This is a genomic window from Kitasatospora sp. NPDC091257 (assembly GCF_044757675.1).
GTDB lineage: Bacteria > Actinomycetota > Actinomycetes > Streptomycetales > Streptomycetaceae > Kitasatospora > Kitasatospora lactacystinica.
The window spans coordinates 1-3491 of the sequence record NZ_JBIVVI010000985.1 but is presented as its reverse complement, the minus strand read 5'-3'; the positions used below and the strand labels follow the sequence as shown (position 1 = coordinate 3491).

The 3491-nt window shown below is 73.1% G+C and carries 4 protein-coding genes; 1 reads left to right on the top strand and 3 read right to left on the bottom strand.

Translation table 11 applies throughout. The annotated features are described in order from the left end of the window. Positions 1-18 precede the first annotated feature (18 nt). The 3 genes from ACIQOV_RS33160 to ACIQOV_RS33150 form a co-directional block, all read right to left on the bottom strand. Positions 19-684 carry a DedA family protein gene (locus ACIQOV_RS33160; RefSeq protein ID WP_401054443.1) on the bottom strand — a complete coding sequence of 222 codons (666 nt, stop codon included), beginning with the start codon at positions 682-684 and terminating at the stop codon, positions 19-21. A 201-nt stretch (positions 685-885) separates the two neighbouring features. Then, positions 886-1698 (bottom strand): class I SAM-dependent methyltransferase, encoded by an 813-nt coding sequence (locus ACIQOV_RS33155; protein ID WP_401054442.1) that lies wholly within the window; start codon positions 1696-1698, stop codon positions 886-888. A 406-nt stretch (positions 1699-2104) separates the two neighbouring features. Further along, positions 2105-2587, bottom strand: a complete 483-nt coding sequence (locus ACIQOV_RS33150) for an SRPBCC family protein (protein ID WP_401054440.1) — start codon at positions 2585-2587, stop codon at positions 2105-2107. A gap of 65 nt (positions 2588-2652) precedes the next feature. Between ACIQOV_RS33150 and ACIQOV_RS33145 the strand changes: the two genes are divergently transcribed. After that, entirely contained in the window at positions 2653-3306 is a 654-nt protein-coding gene (locus ACIQOV_RS33145) for a helix-turn-helix domain-containing protein (RefSeq protein ID WP_401054439.1), read from the top strand. Positions 3307-3491: the final 185 nt, after the last annotated feature.

Below are 3491 nucleotides of genomic sequence, written 5' to 3'. Positions count from 1 at the left end.
AACCTCGACATGCCCAGGTCAGTCGGCGACCGGCTCCTTCGCCGCGGCGGCGGCCTCGGCCGCCTCCTCCGCCTCGATCCTGGCGTGCGTCTTGGCGGCGCGGCGCTTCATGATCCAGGCCGACAGCAGGCCGATCACCAGCGCCGCCCCCAGGCCCGCCCACGAGAACCGGGCCAGCCAGGGCTCGATGCTCTTGCCGACCTTGTAGACCAGCAGCGTCGTACCGCCGGCCCAGACCACGCCGCCCAGCACGTTGGCGATCAGGAACTTCCAGTACGGCATCTTCAGCGCGCCCGCGAGCGGACCGGCGAAGATGCGCAGCAGGGCGATGAAGCGGCCGAAGAAGACCGCCCACATGCCCCACTTCTGGAACGAGCGCTCGGCGGTGGCCAGGTGGGAGGGCCCGAAGTGCTTGGGGAACTTGCGTCCCAGCTTCTCGAAGAGCGGCTTGCCCCCCTTGCGCCCGATCGAGTAGCCGATCGAGTCGCCGATGATCGCGCCGGCGATCGCGCAGATGGCGACGCCCCACGGGCTCACCACACCCTTGACCGCCATGAGGGACGCCGTGACCAGGGCGATCTCGCCGGGCAGCGGAATGCCCAGCGACTCCAGCCCGATGATCAGACCGACAACGGCGTACACCGCCGTCGGCGGAATCCCCTCGATCCAGGCGTCGATGTGCAAGGCCAGTCCCTCCGTGGCAGGACGGGACGGGCCGCCCTCCCCCTGGAGCAGCGTGCCCGTCCCGGCAATTCGTCCGATGGCGGCACCCAGGCCGCTCCCCCAGAGCGAGCCTAACGTGCCGGGCGGCCTGTCCCCCCGGCCGATCACCCGTGGTTACGACGTGCGCCCCGACACCATGGTTCCAGGTTGACCAGCGTTTCTTCAAGATTGGGCAAAACGCAGGGCGACCACGGACGGGCGCTGCTTGATCCGGCGCACGAGCGGCAGCAGGGTGCTCAGCGGCGGGCGTCCGCCCTCCGGGTACACCTCCCGCACGTCGACGACCCCCGGGTGCGCGGTGGCCAGCAGACCGCACTCGTCCGCGTCCATCCCGAACGGCATCGGCGGCGCCTGGTAGTACCGGTCCCGCAGCTTGCCCTCGACGGCCCGCCGGCTGAACCAGCGCGGCACCGCGTCCAGCACCATGGCCCCGCCGGGGAAGCGCTCGGCGCAGGCCGCGATCAGGCCGCGGACCTCCTGCGGCCGCAGGTACATCAGCACCCCCTCGGCGCTGATCAGCACCCCGTTCGCCGGGTCCACCCCGTCCATCCAGCCCGGGTCGGTGGCCGAGTGGGCGACGATCCGGTGCCGCTCGTCCGGCGGCAGCAGCTGCCGACGCAGCGCGGCGGTCTCCGCCAGGTCCACCGACAGCCAGTTCGCCCGGCCGTTGTCGACCCGCCAGGCCTGGGTCTCCAGGCCGTCCCCGAGCCCGACCACGGTGCCGCGCGGGCAGCGGGTCAGGAAGTCGGACACCTCGCGGTCGAAGCAGGCCGCCCGCAGCGCCTGGAGCTGGCTCACCAAGGCGTTCTCCCCGAACCGCGTCGCGAACGGGTAGTCGATCCGGCCCACCAGCTCGACCGCCTTCGGGTCCGGCAGCACGGTGTCCGGCCGCCGCGCCTCCACCGCCCGGTGCCACAGCGTCCACAGCGCCGTCTCCGACACCTGTCCCAGCTCCGGCCGCACCCCGCCACTCATCGCTCGCTCCTTCGGACCTGGTCCTGTCGCGTCTCCGCCGTGGTCCCGCCACGTTCCGGCCGGTGTTCCGGCCGCGTTCCCGTCATGGGCATGAACCCGCCGATTCTGACACCCCGTCCGTCCCTCCCGTCCCGTCGACGCGCCGACCGGTGCGGCGCCGCACGATCCGGCTCGCCACCCGACGACCGCAGGCCGTCCTCGTCATTCCCCTCGAGTGAGGACCCGCCGATCCGTCAGGTGTCCGGGTCCACGCGCACGGGTCACGAGCTCCTCCACAGCCACCTGACCGTCGAGCCGCTGCTGCGACCGTGGGCTCCGACCCGCCGGGGCCGGCTCACGGCGACCCCGGCTCCGCGGAACTCACCTGTCCGGGCGGCGGGTTCGGCGGACCGGCCCGGGCCGGCGATCAGCGAACGATCGCGCGCAGCAACCGTACGTACGGGCTCCACCGCGCCGGGCGGGCCACCGTGCCCGTGCAGGCCCTCTCCGCGCGATCCAGACTGTCCTCCAGAAGCGCGTCGTGGAGCGGCCGCCAGGCGAGCGGCCAGCCGAGTCGTGCCGGGCCGCGGGCGGTCAGGACGAGCGTGTGGCGCAGCAGGGTGTGCCGCTCGTCGACGGCCGTGGCGGTGAACTCGTGGAAGCCGTGGAAGCCGCGTGGCCCGGTGAAGCCGAAGCGCACCCACGTCGCGGGGACGTACGCGTCGACGGTGTAGCGGACCGGGCCGTGCCCACCGACCGCGCCCACGGCGAGTGGACGGTCGAACCGCATCGAGGGCCACGTGTCCTGCGGCCACAGCAGGTCGCCGGTGCCGGCCAGGGTGTCGATCAGCGCCCCCACCTCGGTCTCCTTCGCGGGCAGCAGGCGTTCGTGCACGTTGTGGACAGCCATCGGCTCACCTTCCGGGCAGTTATAGAGACTGCTCTCTAATTATTGTGGAGAGTACCCTCCAACTCATGGCGAGACCACCCCGCTTCGACTCCGACCAGCTTCTCGACGCCGCCGTCCGGCTGGCCGCCGAGTCCGGCCCGGCCGCGGTGACCATGGCCGCGGTCGCAGGAGAGGTCGGAGCCCCGAGCGGCTCGGTGTACTACCGCTTCCCGGGACGGAGCGCCCTGCTCGCCGAACTCTGGCTGCGCACCGTCGACCGGTTCCAGCAGGGCTACCTCGCGGCCTTCGGCACGGCACTCGGCCAGGACCTCACCCCCCTGCCGCTCGCCACGACCACCGACGCGCGGCAGACCGCGCGGGCGGCGGCCCGTCAGGTGGTCGCATGGGCCCGGGCCCACCCGCAGGAGGCGGCCCTGCTCCTCTACGGCCCCGACGACTTCGGACGCGCGGACTGGTCGGAGGAACACCGCCTGCGCGCGGATCTCGGCAACCGGACTGTGCACGGCGCGCTCGCCGCCCTCGCCGTACTGCTGGGGGCCGGGTCGCCGACCGAGGACCCCCGGTCCGTCGAACGCGTGGTGCTCGCCCTCATCGAGCTGCCGCTCTCGATGGTCCGACGCCACCTGCGGGCCGGCGCGCAACTCCCCGAACACGCCGAGGAACTCGCCGAGGAGTGCGCCGACGACCTCCTCGCCCGGCTCGGCCCCCACCGTCCATGACGCGCCGCCCGGGCGGCAGTCCCCGCGCCTCCGAACCCGGGCCGCGGTCGCCGACGCGGTGGACGGCATCGGCCCGCGACCGTTCGCAGTCCCGGGCCCGGTGAGACGAATACCGCATAGACTCCCGGGGATCGAACGGACCGCCCGGCGACGGCACCGCCGGGCGAGGAGGGGGCGTCATGGGG